General features: G+C 36.8%; 18 protein-coding genes. 8 read left to right on the top strand and 10 right to left on the bottom strand.

Annotation, left to right across the window (positions count from 1 at the left end; translation table 11 throughout):
• Window positions 1-272: 272 nt before the first annotated feature.
• Genes glmS through LPB89_RS03960 form a run of 3 tightly spaced genes read right to left on the bottom strand, consistent with a single transcriptional unit; the run spans window position 273 to window position 4547 of the window.
• Window positions 273-2123: a glutamine--fructose-6-phosphate transaminase (isomerizing) gene (gene glmS, locus LPB89_RS03970; RefSeq protein ID WP_230700356.1), complete on the bottom strand. Its 1851-nt coding sequence runs from the start codon at window positions 2121-2123 to the stop codon at window positions 273-275.
• A gap of 9 nt (window positions 2124-2132) precedes the next feature.
• Complete coding sequence (locus LPB89_RS03965) at window positions 2133-3719, bottom strand: DUF4270 domain-containing protein (protein ID WP_230700355.1); 1587 nt, start codon at window positions 3717-3719, stop codon at window positions 2133-2135.
• Window positions 3720-3740: 21 nt separating this feature from the next.
• Window positions 3741-4547: a glycogen/starch synthase gene (locus tag LPB89_RS03960; protein ID WP_127338952.1), complete on the bottom strand. Its 807-nt coding sequence runs from the start codon at window positions 4545-4547 to the stop codon at window positions 3741-3743.
• Window positions 4548-4625: 78 nt separating this feature from the next.
• On the opposite strand from LPB89_RS03960, the gene panC reads away from it, so the two are divergent.
• The 5 genes from panC (at window position 4626) to LPB89_RS03935 (ending at window position 10573) form a co-directional block, all read left to right on the top strand.
• Window positions 4626-5504, top strand: a complete 879-nt coding sequence (panC, locus tag LPB89_RS03955) for a pantoate--beta-alanine ligase (protein WP_230700354.1) — start codon at window positions 4626-4628, stop codon at window positions 5502-5504.
• A gap of 14 nt (window positions 5505-5518) precedes the next feature.
• Window positions 5519-5869: an aspartate 1-decarboxylase gene (gene panD, locus LPB89_RS03950; protein WP_017495920.1), complete on the top strand. Its 351-nt coding sequence runs from the start codon at window positions 5519-5521 to the stop codon at window positions 5867-5869.
• Between the two features lie 203 nt (window positions 5870-6072).
• The gene (locus LPB89_RS03945) at window positions 6073-7227 is read left to right on the top strand and encodes an alpha/beta hydrolase (RefSeq protein ID WP_230700353.1); all 1155 of its coding nucleotides are present in this window, start codon (window positions 6073-6075) and stop codon (window positions 7225-7227) included.
• Window positions 7227-8588: a DNA repair protein RadA gene (radA, locus tag LPB89_RS03940; protein ID WP_127338949.1), complete on the top strand. Its 1362-nt coding sequence runs from the start codon at window positions 7227-7229 to the stop codon at window positions 8586-8588. The genes LPB89_RS03945 and radA overlap by 1 nt, the downstream gene beginning before the upstream one ends.
• A 20-nt stretch (window positions 8589-8608) precedes the next feature.
• On the top strand, window positions 8609-10573 hold the full coding sequence (locus tag LPB89_RS03935) for a transglycosylase domain-containing protein (protein WP_230700352.1): 1965 nt from the start codon (window positions 8609-8611) through the stop codon (window positions 10571-10573).
• Window positions 10574-10777: 204 nt separating this feature from the next.
• On the opposite strand, the gene LPB89_RS03930 is transcribed toward LPB89_RS03935, so the two are convergent.
• Window positions 10778-10894: a hypothetical protein gene (locus LPB89_RS03930; protein WP_230700553.1), complete on the bottom strand. Its 117-nt coding sequence runs from the start codon at window positions 10892-10894 to the stop codon at window positions 10778-10780.
• Between LPB89_RS03930 and LPB89_RS03925 the strand changes: the two genes are divergently transcribed.
• Both LPB89_RS03925 and LPB89_RS03920 read left to right on the top strand, forming a co-directional pair.
• Window positions 10893-11351, top strand: coding sequence for a murein L,D-transpeptidase catalytic domain-containing protein (locus tag LPB89_RS03925; RefSeq protein WP_230700351.1), 459 nt, complete (start codon window positions 10893-10895; stop codon window positions 11349-11351). The genes LPB89_RS03930 and LPB89_RS03925 overlap by 2 nt on opposite strands.
• 67 nt (window positions 11352-11418) lie before the next feature.
• On the top strand, window positions 11419-13062 hold the full coding sequence (locus LPB89_RS03920; RefSeq protein WP_230700350.1) for a DUF4139 domain-containing protein: 1644 nt from the start codon (window positions 11419-11421) through the stop codon (window positions 13060-13062).
• Window positions 13063-13272: 210 nt separating this feature from the next.
• Here LPB89_RS03920 and LPB89_RS03915 read toward each other — a convergent pair whose 3' ends face one another.
• The 3 genes from LPB89_RS03915 to LPB89_RS03905 form a co-directional block, all read right to left on the bottom strand.
• Window positions 13273-14310, bottom strand: coding sequence for an NADP(H)-dependent aldo-keto reductase (locus LPB89_RS03915; protein ID WP_230700349.1), 1038 nt, complete (start codon window positions 14308-14310; stop codon window positions 13273-13275).
• A 247-nt stretch (window positions 14311-14557) separates the two neighbouring features.
• A complete protein-coding gene (locus LPB89_RS03910) occupies window positions 14558-15502 on the bottom strand; it encodes an OmpA family protein (RefSeq protein ID WP_230700348.1) in 945 nt (314 codons plus the stop codon).
• 110 nt (window positions 15503-15612) lie between these two features.
• Complete coding sequence (locus LPB89_RS03905; protein WP_230700347.1) at window positions 15613-16374, bottom strand: exodeoxyribonuclease III; 762 nt, start codon at window positions 16372-16374, stop codon at window positions 15613-15615.
• Between the two features lie 119 nt (window positions 16375-16493).
• Here LPB89_RS03905 and LPB89_RS03900 point away from each other — a divergent pair, with 119 nt between their 5' ends.
• Window positions 16494-18296, top strand: a complete 1803-nt coding sequence (locus LPB89_RS03900; protein WP_230700346.1) for a lysophospholipid acyltransferase family protein — start codon at window positions 16494-16496, stop codon at window positions 18294-18296.
• Window positions 18297-18364: 68 nt separating this feature from the next.
• Here the strand turns inward: LPB89_RS03900 and LPB89_RS03895 are convergent, their stop codons facing one another.
• The 3 genes from LPB89_RS03895 to LPB89_RS03885 all read right to left on the bottom strand — a co-directional run bounded on the left by LPB89_RS03895 (window position 18365) and on the right by LPB89_RS03885 (window position 19620).
• Window positions 18365-18772 carry a DUF805 domain-containing protein gene (locus LPB89_RS03895; RefSeq protein WP_230700345.1) on the bottom strand — a complete coding sequence of 136 codons (408 nt, stop codon included), beginning with the start codon at window positions 18770-18772 and terminating at the stop codon, window positions 18365-18367.
• Window positions 18773-18935: 163 nt separating this feature from the next.
• Window positions 18936-19214 (bottom strand): TM2 domain-containing protein, encoded by a 279-nt coding sequence (locus tag LPB89_RS03890; protein ID WP_127338934.1) that lies wholly within the window; start codon window positions 19212-19214, stop codon window positions 18936-18938.
• Between the two features lie 22 nt (window positions 19215-19236).
• A complete protein-coding gene (locus LPB89_RS03885; RefSeq protein ID WP_230700344.1) occupies window positions 19237-19620 on the bottom strand; it encodes a DUF805 domain-containing protein in 384 nt (127 codons plus the stop codon).
• Window positions 19621-19622 lie beyond the last annotated feature (2 nt).

Below are 19622 nucleotides of genomic sequence, written 5' to 3'. Positions count from 1 at the left end.
TTCTTAAACACAATTCTTAAGTTTTTATATTTTAGATCATTGATTTTGCAACTTAGAAAATTCACCTGAGAAGTCAAGAATTTCTTTTTAAATTCAGTTTTTTCTTTGTTAATTCCTCTCAAAAACAAATAGCGATCAATCATACTATTTTAAATATATTTCCTACAAATATACTGATGCGATTTTAAATATGTAGGTTTTTTTGAAAAAAATTAAAACCACAAAAAAGCGAGACCTAAATCTCGCTTTTCAAAACTATTATATTAAATACTTTATTCCACAGTAACCGATTTTGCCAGATTACGTGGCTGATCTACGTTACAACCTCTCATTACAGCAATGTAATAAGAAAGTAATTGCAAAGGTATAGTAGTAATTAACGGTGATAATGCATCTGAAGTCTCAGGGATTTCAATTACATAATCTGCCAGTTCCCTAACCTGTGTATCACCTTTGGTTACAACAGCAATAATTTTACCGCTTCTTGATTTTATTTCCTGAATGTTACTTACAATTTTATCATAATGGCCTTGTTTAGGTGCAATTACAATAACCGGCATATGCTCGTCAATAAGCGCAATCGGACCGTGTTTCATTTCAGCTGCAGGATAACCTTCAGCATGAATATAAGAAATCTCTTTAAGTTTTAGTGCACCTTCAAGAGCAACCGGGAAATTATAACCACGTCCTAAATACAAACAGTTCGGAGCATCTTTAAAAGCTGCAGCGATTTCTTTTGCCCTGTCGTTTGTTTCCAGCGCCTCAGCTACTTTCTCAGGGATTATTTCCAATTCCTGAAGGTAAGTGTGATAATCTGTATTTGATAGTGTTCCTTTAGCTTTTCCTAATCGCAAGGCGATCATCGTTAAGACTGTAATCTGTGTTGTAAATGCTTTTGTTGAAGCTACTCCAATTTCGGGACCAGCATGTGTATAAGCACCTGCATGACTTTCTCTTGAAATAGAAGAACCAACAACATTACAAACTCCAAATACAAAAGCACCGTTTTCCTTTGCCAGTTTAATAGCCGCCATAGTATCGGCCGTTTCCCCGGATTGAGAAATAGCAATAACTACATCATCTTTATTGATAATTGGATTACGGTATCTGAATTCTGAGGCATATTCTACTTCTACAGGAATACGTGTAAACTCTTCAAAAATATATTCAGCTACTAATCCTGCATGCCATGATGTACCACAAGCCACAATCAGAATTCGTTTAGCATTCAGGAATTTTTCAAGATTATCCTCAACACCGGCCATCTGAACAATTCCTTTGTTGGCATTAAGTCTTCCTCTGTAGGTATCCTTAATTACACTTGGCTGTTCATATATTTCCTTAAGCATAAAGTGATCATAACCCCCTTTTTCAATCTGCTCCAAATTCATCTGAAGTTCCTGAATATAAGGATCGACCAAAGAATCGTCTTTTATTTTTCTAACTTTAAGAGGCTTGTGCAATCTAATATTGGCCATTTCACCATCTTCCAGGTAAATAGCATTTGAAGTATATTCGATAAAAGGCGAAGCATCGGAAGCAATAAAAAATTCTCCTTCTCCAACACCAATAGCCAATGGGCTACCAAGTCTTGCAGCAACAATTTCATTTGGGTTTTTCTTATCGAATACCGCAATTGCGTATGCCCCTACAACCTGATTTAAAGCAATCTGAACTGCTTTACCTAACTTAATTCCTTCTTTCTTCTGAACTTCTTCGATTAAATTTACCAGTACTTCTGTATCTGTATCAGACTTAAAAGTATATCCTCTTTTAATCAGCTCTTCTTTAAGCGGAGCATAATTTTCAATAATTCCATTATGAATAATTACAAGTTCTCCCGAATTCGAAAGATGAGGATGAGAATTCACATCATTTGGCACCCCGTGAGTTGCCCAACGCGTATGACCAATCCCTATAGATCCGTTTATAGTCAAATCATTCGTTGCCTTAGCTTCAAGATCTGAAACTTTACCTTTTGTCTTACAAAGCTTTATACCTGTTTCTGTATCATATAACATGACACCCGCACTATCATATCCTCTGTATTCAAGACGCTTTAATCCCTTTATAATAATGGGATAAGCCTCTCTGTGACCTATATATCCAACAATTCCACACATATATATTTATTAATTTGGTTTCGTGTAGTAAACTTCAAGCTTCAGTCTTTTATTGTCCGGAACTGTAGATTTTCCTCCAAACAATATAGTTCCTAACGGACTTAAAACTGATGCTCTCGGTACATCTGTAATAACGGTGTTTTTTAACTTTAATTTATTTGAAGCCACCGTGTTTATATCTCCTGAAACAACTAACCCCAATTTAACATTAACTGCTGTAGTGCTTTTTATAATATTTCGAATATGATTTGTTAACCTGATTTTATAAGTAGTACCTCTTTTACTCGTAGGGTCAATATTAATTATACCACTATAAACCGCTTTTCCAAGTGGCGCTCCACTACCGGTTCCGTCTGTCAAATAATCTAAAATAGGCGTATTATTGGTTAAATCATATAGATAAACTCTTTTAGATTCGTAAACACCTGCCATTTTATCCGTGTCGATATGAAAAACTAAATTAGCTTCATTAACCAGCCATTTATTATCTCTGATTTCTGTCAGTTTCGAACCAAAAGCGTTAAGCTCCAGAACAGCAAGTGATCCCTGACCGCCTTTTAAATAAAGAGATTCATCCCCATCAGTTAAATTCTGATCTGCAATTGCAGCCTGATAAGCAGGAGTCTTAACATCATCAAGCAAACTGGCTGTTGCACCTGTAAGGTTAATCACAAGAGTCCTGTCCTCTTTTACTGTTTCAGCATCAGTTGTAATATCAGTTTTAGCCTTGTATTTTATCGTAATCTTACCTTTAGAAAAATCCATCAAAGCCAGATTACCGGCACTTGTACCTGATTTTTCAACCTTAAAGTACAAACCTTTAAAATACTCCTGAAAAACATCGCTTGCAGAAAGTACTGAAGCCGGAGCATTTAATATTTTATCTTGGAAAAAAGTTTTATCAAGTCTTAAACGCATTTGCGGAGCTACTCTGGTGGTAGTTTTAACACCCGTCTTAGCATCTGTTGTTACATCCGTACGCTCATTTGGATTAAAATAAAAATTATCATTTTCTCCCGCAACGCCATTATTCAAACGTTTAGCGACCGGCGTTTCTTTCTTAAATGCATCAAAATCAGCATTTTGATTCGAGTAGTACATTTGTGGAAATTGGTTTCCATTATCAAAATAAGAAGCACGCATCTGAACTCCGGATTCATAAACACTTAATTTAATAAGTTTATCTTCGGGTTTACCGTAAATAGAATCTAACACATAAGTAGTTTTTCCACTTGTTGCATCTGTACTTATCGCATGACTAAAATACGGTATAGTAACTAGTACACTATCGATAACGGGTTCCGCACCAATAGACGGGGCGTAACTTTCAAGGGAAACCTGAGTCGCAAAACTTGCCGTTCTGGCTCCAAAAACCTTATCATCGTAAATACCTAAAGCATTATTTACCAATCCGTTTGACTGAACAGGAGAAACTTCCTGATCATAAGCCAAAACATCATATTTTTCCGGTTCCAATCCGAAATGGTCATCACCGATCAAATTATCGCCAATGGCGTTAAAATCTTTGTCACAAGAATATAAAAGAACAACAGTTGCTATTAATAGAATTTTCTTAAAAAAAGAAGTATTATACATGTTTTATAATAATGTTAAAATTTAAAGACCCATACTTTTGTAGAAATTTGTATACGCTTCTGCGAATGCATCTTTCGTGGCGAAAGGTAAAAAAGGTTTTCCTGAAGATTCTATAAATTTTGTTAAACTTGAAGATACGTTTGGTGATGCTATAATTACAGCATCAGAATGCAAGATGCTAGCCTTTAGCACGTTTTCGTAATTTGGCACTTCCAAATCTGCAACAGCTTCATGCGGAACACCATCAAACTTCACCTTATTAATCATTTCTAAATCCAGGTTTTCATCAAAAGACTGACCATAAACAGAAGTCACGATTTTTGTTTCAGAAAACAAAGCTTCATTTTTATAATAATGTTTCATGTAAATTGGAAGCATAGCTGCTAACCAACCGTGAACGTGAATAATATCAGGAACCCAATTGAGTTTTTTTACCGTTTCTACAACTCCTTTAGCAAAAAAGATAGCTCTCTCGTCATTGTCCGGATACAAAACACCTTCTTCGTCGGCAAAAGTTGCTTTACGTTTAAAATACTCATCATTATCAATAAAATACACCTGAATTCTTTCTTTCGGAATTGAAGCTACCTTAATAATCAATGGCATATCTAAATCATTCACTACCAAATTCATTCCTGAAAGTCTAATTACTTCGTGTAGCTGATGTCTTCTTTCGTTGATATTCCCATATCTTGGCATGAAAATTCTTATCTGTCCTCCCTGATCATTGATCATTTTCGGAACGTCATAAGACATTAAGGAAACCTCATTTTCAGCCAAATAAGGCACGACTTCAGATGATACATATAATATCCTCTTATCTTTCATAATAGTATTTTACTTAATTTTTGGTAATAAAAACGTTGCAAAATTACAAAATTTTATGCAGTTATTAACTAATATATTATGTTTGCACTAAATTTTAATAATACCGCCATGCATATTTTCTACGGTAAAGTAGCTTTGATAGCCTATTTGAAAACTATCAAAACCACAAATTCGACCATCGGGTTTGTTCCAACAATGGGCGCTTTACACCAGGGACATCTGGCTTTAATGCAACGATCCCTTAAAGAAAACGATGATACTGTAGTTAGTATTTTCGTAAATCCTACTCAGTTTAACAATCCTGAGGATCTGGCAAAATATCCCAGAACGATTGAAGAGGACATAAAGAAAATGCGGGTGCTGAGCGATAAAATGATTTTATATGCACCTTCTGTGGAAGATATTTACGAAGGAAATACCGTTTCCCAGAATTTTGATTTTGACGGACTGGAAAACCAAATGGAAGGAAAATTCAGACCAGGCCATTTTAATGGCGTCGGAACCATTGTAAAACGATTATTTGAAATTGTAACCCCAACAAATGCTTACTTTGGAGAGAAAGATTTCCAGCAATTACAGATTGTCAAAAAGATGGTCGAAAAGAACCATATGCCTGTAAATGTAGTAGGCTGTCCCATTTTCAGGGAAGAAAACCAGCTGGCCATGAGCTCCCGAAACGAACGTCTGACGGCTGATGAAAGAAAAGAAGCTGCAATTATTTACAAGACTTTGACAGAAGCGAAAGAAATATTTCAGACCCATACGCCGCAGGAAACCATAGAATTTGTAGAAAATTCTTTCAAAAACAACGAAAGATTCGAATTGGAGTATTTTGTCATTGCTGATGAATCCACATTATTACCTATAGATCATAAAAGTAACGATAAAAAATATCGTGCATTTATAGCAGTATTTGTTAATTCTATAAGACTGATTGATACCATTTCATTAAATTAATTTACCTTTGCAACATGCAAATTCAAGTTATAAAATCAAAAATTCATCGTGTAAAAGTAACTGGAGCCGATTTAAATTACATTGGCAGTATTACTATTGACGAAACCTTACTGGAAGCTTCAAATATTATTGAAGGCGAGAAAGTAGCTATTGTGAACATTAATAATGGCGAACGTTTTGAAACTTATGCTATTAAAGGAGAGAAAAATTCGGGTGAAATCACACTGAATGGTCCTGCAGCAAGAAAAGTTCAGAAAGACGATATTATTATCATTATATCCTATGCAACCCTGGAATTTGAAGAGGCCAAAACCTTCAAGCCATGGATCATTTTCCCTAATGAAAACGATAATTCGCTAACCTAAGTTTTCCTTTTACACCTTATTTCTTCAGCAATTGACAAAATATTTTTTGCCAAAGAAGAGTTTTTTTGCCCTCAGCCAAAGTAAACTTAAAAGTAAAATACTGTATTGCTATTTTTAAAATCCCTAAATAATAAAAAAGCAAATAAAGTGTTATATTGCTACACTATTTCAATACTTTTTAATTCACTGAAATATCCCAAATCATGAAAAAAGTTTACTTACTACTTACTTTAATTTCAATTTCTGCTTTTTCACAGAAAAAATTTGACAACATTAAATCCGAGAAACTCGGAGAGGAAAGAAGAATAACTATTGGGCTTCCTGCCTCTTACGAAGCCAATCCTGAAAAAAAATACCCGGTTTTATATTTATTAGACGGCGATTATTTATTTGACCCGTTCTCGGGCGCTTTAAGTTACGGTTCGTATTGGGGAGATTTACCGGAAGTGATTATCATTGGTATTCATCAGAATAAAAATGACGAACGCGAAGACGACACCACAATTGACCAGAACACCGGACTTCCGTTTGAAAAAGGAGCGGATTTTTTCGAATTTGTTGGCGCCGAACTGGTTCCGTACATCGAAAAGAAATACCGTACTGCACCTTTCAGGATTATTGCCGGACATGATGTCACCGCAAGTTTCATCAATTTCTATTTATATAAGGAACAGCCTCTTTTCAACGCTTACATTTCTTTTAGTCCGGAACTTGCCAATAAAATGGAAGTACGAATCCCTGAAAAATTTGCCAAGGTAACAGAGCCTTTGTTTTACTATCTTTCTGTAGCGGACGGGGATAATAAAAAAATCAAAGAGCCTATCGAAAAGTTAGACAGCAACATCAAAATTGCCAATAATCCTTTAGTGAATTATAAATACGATGTGTTTAAGGGCACAACCCATTATACGGAGGTTTTACACGCAATTCCAAGTGCTTTATACCAAATATTTGAAGTCTACAGACCTATAGATTCTTCCGAATACAACAATAAAATTGCTGTTCTGGAAACAGGTTACGCGGATTATCTGGAGAACAAATACAATGTGATGTCTAAAATCCTTGGCGTTCAGATTCCGGTAAGAATGAGCGATTTCAAAATCATAGAAACCGTGATCCTGAAAAAGAATGCTTATGACGAATTAGGAAAAATGGCCGAGATTGGAAATGTAAATTATCCGAAAGCCATGTTGGGGGAATATGAACTGGGATTGATGTATGAAAAAATGGGCGACCCGAAAAGAGCATCAAAAAAATACCAGAATGCTTCCCAAATGGAACCCATTGGAGATTTGAATAAGGATGTGATGTACGAGAAAATCGACGAGATGAATACGCTTGCCAAAACCACTAAATAATGTCAAAAGTTAAAACTTCTTTTTTTTGCCAGAATTGCGGAACCCAGTATGCCAAATGGCAGGGACAATGCAATGCCTGCAAGGAATGGAATACTATTGCTGAAGAAATTATTCAGAAACAGGAAAAAGTGGCCTGGAAAAGCGAACCCACTTCAGGCGGCAAAGCGCCGCGTCCGTTAAAAATTAACGAAATTGATTCGACACAGGAAATCCGAATGGATACCACTGATGGCGAATTGAATCGTGTTCTGGGTGGCGGAATTGTTCCCGGATCGCTAATCCTTTTGGGTGGAGAACCCGGAATTGGAAAAAGTACCCTTTTACTGCAAATATCTTTAAAGTTACCTTATAAAACGCTTTATGTTTCCGGCGAAGAAAGTCAGAAACAAATAAAAATGCGTGCTGAAAGAATCACACCTAACGGCGACAATTGTTACATACTGACCGAAACAAAAACGCAAAACATATTCAAACAAATTGAGGCTATCCAGCCAGAAATTGTTATTATTGACTCTATTCAGACTCTGCATACCGATTATATCGAGTCTACCGCCGGAAGTATTTCCCAAATCAGGGAAACTACCGCTGAACTGATCAAGTTTGCCAAAGAAACCAATATTCCGGTTATTTTAATCGGGCACATTACAAAAGACGGAAACATTGCCGGGCCTAAAATCCTCGAACATATGGTAGACACCGTTTTGCAGTTTGAAGGCGACCGAAATCATGTGTACCGAATCTTACGTGCGTTAAAAAACCGTTTTGGATCAACTGCCGAACTTGGAATTTACGAAATGCTGGGAAGCGGTTTACGCGAAGTCAGCAATCCGTCAGAGATTTTAATCTCGCACAAAGACGAAGAAATGTCGGGAACGGCCATTGCCACCACCATGGAAGGCATGCGCCCGCTGATGATCGAAATACAATCACTTGTCAGTACAGCCGTTTACGGAACACCACAGCGAAGCACAACAGGTTATAACGCTAAAAGGCTCAACATGATTCTGGCCGTTTTAGAAAAAAGAGCCGGATTTCGTTTAGGCGCAAAAGACGTTTTTCTAAATGTAACCGGTGGAATTTCGGTTGACGATCCCGCCATAGACTTAGCCGTTGTTGCTGCCATTTTATCCTCCAACGAAGATATTCCGGTCACCAAAGGATTCTGTTTTGCCGGTGAAGTGGGTTTGTCGGGAGAAATTCGCCCTGTAAACCGGGTAGACCAAAGAATCCAGGAAGCCGAAAAATTAGGATTCAACACTATATTTGTTTCCAAATACAATAAAATTGCTTTAAAAAACGCAGGAATCAAAATTGAACTCGTGGCTAAGATCGAAGATGTAGCCAGTATCCTTTTTGGTTAATTTTTTATAAAACCTACTTTATGAAATTCCCCAAACAAAAAATAATAAAAGCACTCTTAATACTTGCCCTGGTATTAGCAGTGCTTTTTTCAGGATTTTACTTTTTCCGCGATTCACTGCTCAAACAGGCCATTGCCAAAGTAACCCACAAAATGAATGTGGATTACAACAGTACTTTTTCTGTAAAATCGGCTACGTTTGACGGACTATCGGGCATCAGGCTGACCAATGTGGTTTTGGTTCCCAAAAATGCCGATACGCTTTTTAATATCGAAAAAATCGAAACCAGTATCAGTCTCTCGAGTTTATTGATTGGCGATGTTCAGATCGGGACATTAAAAGTCAATAACGGTTATATTCAATTAGTCAAAAAAGGAAAAATCCGCAATTTTGATGCTTTCCTGAAAAGAGATCAGTCTGAAACCGATACAAATGAAAAGCGCAAGTATGCCACTTTTGCCTATCGCATTATCTCGAAACTGCTGAATCTGGTTCCGACGGATATGAATCTCGGGAATTTGAATTTCAGAATTGACGATAACGGAAAAAAAACGTCTATAGCCATAAATAAGCTTGTATTAAACAACAAACAACTCGAAACCAGCCTTCATGTTCAAAGCAAAAATTTTGACCAGCGCTGGAACATAAAAGGATTTGCCGATCCGAGAAACAAAAAAGCAGATATTCGCTTCTTCAATCTCGATACCGGTGCCATAAAAGTTCCCTATCTGGATGAGCGATATAATTTGAAAGCCAGCTTTGATTCGATACGTTTAAACGTAGCAAACATTGAGAAAGATGGCAGTGAACTTCATATTGACGGCTATACTTCCATTTCGAACTTAAAGATAAACCATCCGAAAATTGCCAGTAAAGATGTTGTGATTAAAAATGCGCGTTTTGATTACCGCTTTTTACTAGGCGATGATTTCATCTCGATCGACAGCACTTCCTCCATGCAGCTGAATAAAATAAAAGTAAAGCCTTATGTTTCTTACAATACCGAGAAAGATACGGTTTACACTTTAAAAGTGGACATCCCGAAAATGAAAGCCCAGGATTTTATTGTTTCCCTTCCTGATGGATTGTTCACGCACTTCCAGGGAATGGAAGCTACCGGAAATTTTGATTATAAACTGGATTTCAAATTCAATAAAAACAGACCAAACACGCTTGTTTTTGACAGTAAACTAAATAAAGAAGATTTAAGAATCACCAAATACGGAGAGGCCGACCTGAACAAACTGAACGGTGAATTTGTGTATCGCGCGATCATACAAAACGTATTGCAGCGTCCTGTTTTAGTTGGAAATGCAAACCCGAATTACACGCCTCTGGATCAGATCTCGCCTTATTTACGAAAATGTGTACTGACAACTGAAGACCCTTCTTTCTTTTCGCACCGTGGTTTTATCAATGAAGCTTTCAAACAATCGATCCTGAAGAATATCAGAACCAAAAAATTCTCCCGTGGTGCCAGTACCATCAGCATGCAATTGATTAAAAATGTCTTCCTGACCCGCGAAAAAACAGTTTCGCGTAAACTGGAAGAAATTTTACTGGTTTACATTTTAGAAAATAACCGGATTGTAAGCAAAGAAAGAATGCTGGAAGTGTATTTTAATATTATCGAATGGGGACCCAATGTATACGGAATTGGCGAAGCAAGTCATTTTTATTTCCAGAAAAGCCCTTCTGCCTTAAATGTAGACGAGTGTTTGTATTTGGCCACTATTATTCCGAAGCCCCGAAAATTCATGTATCAGTTTAATGACCAGGGAAATTTGAAGGATTATGCGGTGAAAAATCAAAAATTCCTAAAGAACTTAATGTTTCGAAGAGGGCTTCTAATCCCGGAAGATACGATTGGTCAGTTACCGGTTTATATCTCGGGAAATGCGCGTTCTTTATTGCGAATTAAAGCTCCTGACTCAACAGCAGTTCCTGTTGATTCTTTGGCTGTGAGCGATGAATTTGACTTATAATATAGGATGGTCACGCAAAGACGCAAAGGCGCAAAGTTTGTTTTTTAAGCTTATTACTTTACGTTTGTTACTGCCAGCGTGAAAGTTCTTCACGAAGACGCAAAATCATAATTTTATGTCATTTCTGACATTATTATTTTATAAAACTTTGCGACTTTGCGTCTTTGCGTGATTAAAAAACTTCACACTTTACCAACAAGGAAACTATTTAAAATTCCTTAAAAATTCCTCTTTATAAGTAGCAGAAACTTCAATTTCGGCTCCGTCGTTTAAAGTAACAAATCCGCCTTTATTGTAGGATTTAACACAATTCATATTGATGATATGTGATTTGTGGAACCGAATAAAAGGCAGAGGCAGAATTTCAGAAAAATGCTTTAAAAACCGGTTTTTTATTTATGATTTAAAGCAAAACAAAATACTGAACAAAGGTTTAGTCGGACACGGCACAGGATCTGAAACCGGTATTCCCGGGAAATTGAAATTCAGTAATCTCAAAGATTCGCATTGTACCTCATTAGGCAAATATGCCATTGGGACTTCGTATCAGGGTTCCTTTGGGAAATCTTATAAATTGTACGGTCTAGACAAAACGAATAGTAACGCCTCTGATCGAAATGTAGTTTTACATGAATACAGTAAAGTCCCCTTTGAAGAACAGGAAAACCCGATTTGCAACAGTTACGGTTGCCCGATGGTAAATTCAGCCTTTTTTAATGTGCCTGAAAAGATTATCGATACTTCTGCTAAAAAAATCATTCTGGTTATTTACTATTAGAAGTCGATTTAATTGCAGACATTCGTAATCCAAACCTTCCAAAAAAGAAAATCTAAATTAAAATCACATGATCAAAAAAATAATAACATCCGCTTTATTATTGCTTTGCGCCATTGCATCTGCACAAAAACCAGTGTTTACAACGGCAAAAGTAAAAAACGCTACAGTATATTTTAATGCAGCTGAAATTTCACAAACAGCCAGTGCCAGTTTACCAAGTGGAACAAGCGAAATTGTCATCAAAAATGTGGCAGTAGATTTAAATGAAAGTTCGATTCAGATCGGATCTCCGTCAACAGTTACGGTTCTTTCGGTTCAGTTTACCAATAATTATATTTCAGAATATGATACGGATACAAAATCTCCGGAATTAAAACGGGTGCGGGATAGTATTGTGATCGTACAAAAAGAAATACAGAAAGTAAATAATACGATCAATTCTGAAAACAAAACGATTCAGCTTTTAGATAAAAACCAGCAAATTTCAGGTGTTAATTCCGGTTTAAATGTAACCGAATTAATGAAAATGGTGGATTATTATAAAAACAAGCAAATCGAAATTGCCAATAACATCAATACGTTATCAGAGAAACAACAAAAACTAAACGAACTGCTTTATAAATTACAAAGTAAGCTGGAAATTAACGCTAATAAAGAAGAGAAAACTTCCTCCGGTAAATTGATCGTTCAGGTTATGAATGAAGTTGCGGGGATTGTTCCGTTGGACATTTCTTACCTAACCAATAATGCTTCCTGGACTCCGTTTTATGATTTACGTGCCGAAAGTGTTACGGCACCCATTAATATGATGTACAAAGCACAAGTGGTGCAGAATACCGGAATTGACTGGAAAAAAGTAAAACTTACTTTGTCCAGCGGAATGCCCAATCAAAACAATCAGGCTCCCATGCTAAGCTCATGGTTTTTGAGAGACAATAGCGTTGTCCAGACTGGCTATGGAACGCAAAGAAATAAAATGAATCAGTTGCAGGGAAGAGTGGCAGGAGTTGCTGTTCAGAGCGAAGAATTAGAGGAAGTTGTTGTAACTGCTGCCCCTGTAATGAAAAAATCATCTGTTTCAGATTACACCACTGTCGAAGAAAATCAACTGAATGTTTCGTTTGATATTGATATTCCGTATGATATTTTATCTAACGGAAAAGTGCATAGCGTTTCGCTAAAAGAAATAAAATTACCGGCCTCTTATAAATATTATGCTGCGCCAAGAGTGGAGAATGAAGCTTTTCTTTTAGCCGAAATAGCAGATTACAGCAAATACAATTTATTAAGAGGGGAAGCCAATATTATTTTTGAAGGTATGTATGTGGGAAAAACTTTTATCGAGCCGAATCAGACAAGCGATACGCTTAATTTAAGCATGGGGCGTGATAAGAAAGTATCCATCAAACGTGAAAAAGTAGCCGACAAATCAGGCACAAAGTTTTTATCTTCGAAAAAAGAACAGACTTTTACGTATGACATCACAGTCAGAAAAAACAAAAAGGAAAATGTTGAGCTTTTACTGAAAGATCAATATCCTCTGACTACCAATAAAGAAATTGAGGTTGAATTATTACAAAGTGACAGTGCAAAAGTGAATACCGAAACAGGGATTCTGACCTGGCAATTGCAATTGAAACCCAATGAAATCAGGAAATTCCGAATTAGTTATAAAGTAAGATATCCTAAAGATCAGGTTTTGAATCTTTAAACATAAAATCCCGATACAAAATTTATTGTATCGGGATTTTTATTTTAGTTAAATGAAGGAACCTCGCAGGTTTGACTTAGCAGAATCTTTTATCTTATCAAGCCTTCGACTTCGCTCAGGGTGACATTCAAAACAATTCACCTTTAACGTTTGTCAGGCTAATAAAGATTGTCAGGCTGAGCGAAGTCGAAGCCCGAAGCCCCTTTTGAATTAAGGCGCCGGATCCGGGATTACCGCCTGAACGGCATTAATTTCAGCCAGAATTTCTTTCGAAAGCACCACATCAATGGTATCGATATTTTGTTTTAATTGTTCCAGTGTTGTGGCACCGATAATGGCACTCGTCAAAAACGGCTGCTGCAGGACAAACCCCATGGCAAGTTCCGTTAGTGTTAAACCATGTTTATGAGCGATTTCCTGATACAATCTTGTCGCCTGCGTACATTGATCGCTATTGTAACGTGTGTACTGCGGAAAAAGATTGATTCTCGCATTTGGATGTGCTTCTCCGGTTAAAAATTTACCCGTTAAAACACCAAATGCTAAAGGCGAATACGCCAATAATCCCACGTTCTCATATTTGGAAACTTCGGCAGAACCTACTTCAAAAAGGCGGTTGAGTAAATTATACGGATTTTGAACGGTTTTGATTCGTGGAAGATTCTGATACTTGCTTTCTTCCAGGAAACGCATCATTCCCCAGGCATTTTCGTTAGAAACCCCAATGTGCTTTATTTTTCCTTCTTTGATTAATGTATCAAACGTTTCCAGCACTTCCCTGAAATTATCTTCCCAGACCGCATCGTGATCTTTGAAAGCGCGTTGTCCAAAATAATTGGTTGGCCGTTCCGGCCAATGCATCTGATACAAATCGATATAATCGGTCTGAAGGCGTTTTAAGCTGTTTTCCAGCGCGTATTTAATACTTTCCGGAGAGAAATCTATTTGGTCACGCATATAAGTGAAATTCGGATTTGGACCCGCAATTTTGGATGCCAGAACTACTTTATCGCGATTCCCCGATTTTTTAAACCAGGTTCCTATAATTTTCTCTGTACTCCCGTACGTTTCCTCACGTGCCGGAACTGAATACATTTCGGCAGTATCAAAAAAATTAATCCCTCTCTCGAGGGCATAATCCATTTGGGCATGTCCTTCGGCTTCTGTATTTTGCTGACCAAAAGTCATCGTGCCAAGGTTGATTTTACTAACTTTTATATCGGTATTGGGTAGTGTTGTGTATTTCATTTGTTTTTTTGAGGTTCTAAGGTGCTGAGTTGCTAAGATTCTGAGTTTTTATTCTGAATAAGAAGCTTCAAAGATACAACGGGATTCTTCAAATGAAAATTTGACAAAAGTTAAAAAAAGGATAAAGGTTTTTTTAGTCGCTAAGGTTCTGAGGCACTAAGCATTGTTTTCTTTAATAAAAAAGGCTCAAAGTAAAAACTTTGAGCCTTTTTATCTTAGAACCTAAGCACCTTAGCGGCTTAGTAACTTAATTAATGCTATTCAACATCTCCGCAATCTCATCTAATCTTGGCGTTAAGATAATCTCGATTCTGCGGTTTTTGGCTTTTCCTTCCGGAGTGGCGTTGCTGGCCAGTGGTGAAAATTCACTGCGTCCTGCTGCCGTTAGTTTTTGTTTGTTGATTTTAGTGTTTTCGCTTAGGATATTTACGATTGCAGTGGCTCTTTTGGTCGATAAATCCCAGTTGTTTGCAATTGGTCCTGAACCTGCATATGGATCATCATCGGTATGGCCTTCAATTAAAACAGAAAGATCAGGATTATCGCCTAATACTTTTCCTAATTCCACTACTGCTTTTCTTCCTTCGGTTCCAACGGCCCAGCTTCCTGAATTGAAAAGTAATTTGTTTTCCATAGAAACATATACTTTTCCATTCTTTTGCTCTACTGTCAAACCTTTTCCTTCGAAACCGTTTAGGGCTTTTGATAACGTTTCTTTCAGTTTTTTCATTGCTGCTTCTTTGGCGGCAATCATTGCTTCCAGTTCGTTTAAGCGGCTTGCTGTTTTATCTAAACGCGCTTGTTCTTCAGCTAATTTTTTAGATTTTGCTTCTAATTGCGCCAACAATTCACGGTTTTTATTCATGTTGCTTTCCAGGGCATCGTTGCTGTTTTTTTCGAGAGCATTGTAGGAATCCTGAAGCACTTTGTACTTTTTCTGTTCAGCAGCCAGATCGGCTTTTTGTTTTTCAAGATCTGATTTTGTACTGGCCAGATCTTTGGTCAGTTTGTCACGATCCAGTTCCAGTTGATTTTTCGATTTCTTTAAATCGGAATTTTCATCGGCAATAGAGCGGTTTTCTTTTTTCAGATCCGAATATTTCGATTCAAGATCGTTGTAAATTTTCTTAGAAACACAAGAAGTAGCGGACAACGCTAAAACTAACAATCCGATTGAGGCTTTTTTAATCATTTTATTTACTTTTTATTTGGGGCGTTTACTAATTTAAAATTTCCTGTCTGCGAAACAGCTTGGTATGAGCATTTAATGATGCTGTTTTCTTAACAAGAACAATACCAGAATTATTCGATTTCGACTAAAACCGGACAATGGTCGGAATGAATGGCATCCGGTAAAATAACGGCACGTTTCAGTCGGTGTTGCAAAGAATCGCTGACCAGATTGTAATCGATACGCCAGCCCTTGTTATTCCCTCGTGCTCCCGCGCGGTAACTCCACCACGAATAATGATGCGGATCTTTGTTGAAATGACGGAAACTGTCAATAAAACCGGATTTCATAAAACCGTCCAGCCAGGCACGTTCTGCCGGTAAAAATCCGGAAACGGTTTTGTTACGAACCGGATCATGAATGTCTATCGCTTCATGGCAGATATTGTAATCCCCGCAGATTACCAAATTGGGAATCGTCAGTTTCAACTCATTGATGTACGTCTGAAAGTCATCCATAAACATAAATTTATGATCCAGCCTTTCGATATTGGTTCCGGACGGAAGGTACAAACTCATTACGGAACAGTCGTCAAAATCGGCACGAAGATTACGCCCTTCAAAATCCATATGATGAATTCCGGTTCCGTAAACGATATTATTGGGTTGTATTTTAGATAAGATTGCTACACCACTATACCCTTTTTTTGTTGCAGGATAGTAGTATTGGTACGGATAGCCGGCAGCGGTAATATCTTCTACAGGAATTTGTTCCTGTGTCGCTTTTATTTCCTGAAGGCAAATAACATCCGGATTAGCTTGTTGCAGCCAATCGATAAATCCTTTTGAAATTGCGGCTCTGATTCCGTTTACATTATAAGAAATAATTTTCATTACAGTTTTTTTTTAGGATTTCAAATGTAATAAAAAAGTGGAAAGTTTGTGTTTGAAACAGCAAAAAGTAGAGTTTTTTGTTATCTTTGTTCGCTGCTCTAATAAATTAAAAATAGTACATGGGTTTAGTTACCGCGAAAGAAGTTGCAAAAGCAATAAATGTTGACAAGTACGGAGTATTAGGTACTTTTTCCGGCTGGATGCTTATGAAGGTTCTGAAGATCTCTACCCTCAATAAGATTTATGACCACAATAAACATTTAGAGGATGTTGCGTTTTTAAACGGAATTTTGGATGAAATGGAAATTAAATTCGAAATCCCTGAAGAAGATTTAAAGCGTTTGCCAAAAGATGGTGCTTATATCACTATTTCAAATCACCCGTTGGGAGGGATTGATGGTATTTTATTATTGAAATTAATGCTTGAAAGAGAGCCTAATTTTAAGATTATTGCCAACTTTTTACTGCACCGCATCGTTCCGCTTAAAAAATACATCATGCCGGTGAATCCTTTTGAAAACCACAAAGATGCTAAATCAAGTGTGGTCGGAATTAAGGAAACATTACGTCACTTAAGCGATGGCAAGCCTTTGGGGATTTTCCCTGCCGGTGAAGTTTCAACGTATAAGGACGGTAAATTAGTAGTGGACAAACCCTGGGAAGAAGGAGCCCTGAAATTAATCAGAAAAGCAAAAGTCCCGGTTGTACCCATTTATTTTCACGCCAAAAACAGCAGATTATTTTACTGGCTTTCTAAAATTGACGATACCTTACGTACCGCCAAATTACCGTCTGAACTGCTAACGCAGAAAGACCGCGTCATCAAAGTCCGTATTGGTAAACCGATTTCTGTAAACGAGCAAAACGAAATTGAATCGTTTGAAGAATACTCCGAATTTTTAAGAAAGAAAACCTATATGCTGGCCAATCCTTTTGAGAAAGACAGCAAACTGCTTGATACGGCAAGCCTAAAAATCCCGAAAGCACCCAAAAAAATCGTTACGCCTGCAAGTGAATCCGCAATGATTGACGAGGTGAATGCTTTAAGAAACAGCGATTGCCGTTTACTGCAAAGTAAAAACTACGAAGTCTTTTTTGCAAGAGCCAAAGCGGTTCCGAACATTCTGCATGAAATCGGGCGCTTACGTGAAATTACTTTTCGTGAAGTTGGGGAAGGAACAAATGAATCTATAGATTTAGACAAATTTGATCAATATTATCACCATATGTTTTTATGGGATGACGAAACCAAAAAAATTGCAGGTGCCTACCGTATGGGACTGGGTTCTGAGATTTACCCGAAATATGGTATTGAAGGTTTCTATCTGAATGATCTGTTTCGATTTGAGCCTGAATTACACGATATGATGCACAAATCAATCGAAATGGGACGTGCTTTTATCATTAAGGATTATCAGCAAAAACCGATGCCTTTGTTCTTATTATGGAAAGGAATTATTCATACGACATTACGTTATCCTGAACATAAATATCTGCTAGGTGGTGTAAGTATCAGTAATCAGTTTTCTGATTTCTCAAAATCTTTGATGATTGAGTTTATGAAATCCAACTACTACGACCCTTATATTGCACAGTACATACATCCTAAAAAAGCCTATAAAGTAAAACTGAAAGACGCGGACAAGGACTTTATTTTTGATGAAGCGGAATCTGATCTAAATAAATTTGATAAAATTATTGACGAATTAGAACCAGGTAATTTACGTTTGCCTGTTTTAATTAAAAAGTACATCAAGCAGAATGCACGCGTGGTCGCTTTTAACGTTGATCCTTTATTCAATAATGCCATAGATGGCTTAATGTACATCAGAATCGCCGATATTCCCGAAAGCACCATGAAACCCGTTATTGAAGAGTTTCAAATAGAATTAGAGCGCAAACTATCTGAAAAAGAAGATTAAGCCTTTAATCACCAAATAAAAAACCCGTTTCGGAATGAAACGGGTTTTTTATTTTTATACGATGTCTGTCAGGCTAATTCTTTTCCAATCTCATCCATTTCATCAAACTCATCTTTAGGATCTGCACCATACTCATTTGCGCCATCATCTCCTTCGGTGCAAAGTGATATGAAAAGCCAGATTACCCCTGCTATAGGGAGGAATACAATAAATATAAACCATCCGCTTTTACCAATATCATGTAATCTCCTGATCATTACCGCAAGTCCGGGAATAAAAACGACCAAACTGTATAATCCCCTCAGGATACCGAGTTTTCCCATATCAAATGCCATTCCAATCGTATAATCCAGTATTTCTAAAACTATAGAGATAAGTATACTTGCCAGAGTATAATACCAATATTCACTTCTTCTGGCTCTTCCATTAAAATTTGCGTAATTTTCAAAAACTACTTTTTTGTACCATTCAATCATAATCTATGTCTTTTAATTTCCCTGTACTTCCGGATTTTCAGTGACTCCTTGCTTACTGCTGTTATGCATAAAATGTTCTTTCTGAACAAAAAAAATACAAGTTCCCTCATTTGAAAGAACTTGTATTTATTAAAAAATCCCATTTAACATGGGACTTATATGTTTAGAACCAGCCTTTTTTACCAACCTGATACGTCTGGTAAAAATCTTCGTCTGATTTTGTAAGGTAAATGATTCCTTCTACGAAACCAATTATTCCTGCAATACCACAGGTTACAATACTTAAAACAAGTTGGATTATTCCTTCCTGAGTGTAACCCAAAACGAATTTGTGAATTCCTAGATATCCAAAAATTATACCTAAAACTCCTGCAAGGACTTTTTTATTTTCCTGTCTTACAGTTGGCGGGGTATTCCATGATTCTGGTTTTGTCTCTTCCATGTTATATTTCTTTTAATGATTATTATAGTTCAGCTTTTCCTATTTCATCAATAGAGTCAATATTACTTTTAGGATCAGGACCATATTCATTCGTTCCTTTATCTCCCTCAGTAGCTAACAAGATAATATTATAAATAGGGATAAGAATGTACCAGCCGCTTTTGCCAATATCATGCATTCTTCTGATTGCAACTGCTATCGAAGGAACAAGAACTGCTAAACTGTAAATATTTACTAAAGGAGCCAGACTAGGCGAGATTAATGCAAAAACTAAACCTAGCACAAAACCTAATACAAAACTTATAATAATATTTGCCAAAAAGAACATCCAGTATTCTTTTCTTCTCGCTCTGCCTTCAAAATTTGCATAATTTTCAAAAACTACTTTTTTGTACCATTCAATCATAA

Origin of the sequence: Flavobacterium sp. ENC (genome assembly GCF_020991415.1) — a bacterium.
In the GTDB taxonomy this organism is placed as follows: Bacteria; Bacteroidota; Bacteroidia; order Flavobacteriales; family Flavobacteriaceae; genus Flavobacterium.
Note: the sequence above shows the minus strand (reverse complement) of the source record. Positions and strands in the feature narration are given on the sequence as shown.